Source organism: Thermosyntropha lipolytica DSM 11003 (assembly GCF_900129805.1).
In the GTDB taxonomy this organism is placed as follows: domain Bacteria; phylum Bacillota; class Syntrophomonadia; order Syntrophomonadales; family Syntrophomonadaceae; genus Thermosyntropha; species Thermosyntropha lipolytica.
In genome coordinates this window covers 1-1,444 of record NZ_FQWY01000089.1, presented here as the reverse complement: position 1 = coordinate 1,444, position 1,444 = coordinate 1, and the positions used below count along the sequence as shown (strand labels likewise).

Below are 1,444 nucleotides of genomic sequence, written 5' to 3'. Positions count from 1 at the left end.
CCTTCCACTAAATACAAATGTCTGATAAGATGATATTGGTCCACTCTGATCACTCCTATCTCCCCCAATCATTGTGTTGTTCCACTTTCAATGATAGGGGATTGTTCTGGCAGAGTAGTCCACTTTTTCGCTAGCGTTTCTACTTTTTTTGGCTCACTTTTATGTTAGCGTTTACATTCTAATGACAAAACCCCATCCTGCTATGGTTTCCTGTTTTTGTCTACCAGGCTTAACAACAGGCATAATATTTTATTTCTACATCAGTTTTCCTAATCCTTCCTGAAATTAACACCTTCTCATACATCAACAATACTAAAACTTGCATTAATTTTTCCATAAATTAAATACACTTAAATCCCTCGCAAATTTTTGACCACAAAAATAGGGAAGCCACCACGCTAAATAGCGTGGGTTCCCTATTAATCCCGTTTCAAGAGGGCTATATTATTTTATGTATTCGTTATTTTTTGCCACTTTTTTGCGGAATAATCACTTCAGTTTAAACCTCAAAAAAGGCGTTTATTATATATAGATATAATAAAATAAAAAGGAAATGTTTTTAAACACTCCCTTTTTTCTAAAATATTATACTTTCTGTTAAAAAAGGTTAAAGAAATACCAAACCGAATTTTTACATTTTTGTTACTCAATTCGGCTACAAATATATCTATTTTTACATAGTATAGTTTAGCAATTTTTTAGTAAATTCAGGAATGTTTTTTCCTTCTCTTTCTCTCTACTTCCCTCTGCCTACTAAAATTTTACACGCTCTGTTTTTGCTTAAATAGGATCAAATGCTATCGCGCAGCGATTTCGTTCTTCTCCTGTGTTTTTTAGCATAAATATCATTTTTGGCTTCTAATTAAGCCTCTTTTTTTATCTCCTCTATTCTCTCTACTGAAAGCCCGGTAAATTTGGCAATAAGTTTTACATCTAATCCTTCCTTCAACGCATTTATTGCCGCTTCTTCTTTTCCTTTTTCTATACCTTTCTCTATCCCTTCTCTCCTCAATCTCTCCGCTAAAGTCATGAGATCTTCCCTCCTCTCAAGCCTTAATTCTCTCGCGTATTCCATCAGTTTCTCCAAATCTATATCTATTTTATTAAATACATATATAGTCGTCGCAACAAATAAATACTCATAATCCCCGGGTATATTGTCCAGATAAAGAAAAATCGTCTTTAAAAGCAATTCCGGATTTTTAAATCCCCGCGCCAGCAAAAGGCTTAAAAGAAATACTTTTAACCCCAGGTTTTCTACCTCTTCTATCTCTTCCAGTTCTCCCAGTTCATAGAAGATGTGTTTGAATAAAGGCAGGTATTCTTTTAGCTCCGGATATTCTTTTATCCCCCGGGTTATATCCGCCAGGCTCTTTACCGTCTCCCATCTCTTTTCCCCATGATAAAATATAACCGGAATTATCGGGGTTAATTCTTTTTTGTT

Annotated in this window: 1 protein-coding gene; it reads right to left on the bottom strand. The window is 34.6% G+C overall.

Annotated elements, in window-relative coordinates; genetic code table 11:
- Positions 1-862: 862 nt before the first annotated feature.
- The coding region (locus tag BUB92_RS11135; protein ID WP_200774272.1) for an Rpn family recombination-promoting nuclease/putative transposase at positions 863-1,444 on the bottom strand (582 nt) is incomplete at its 5' end.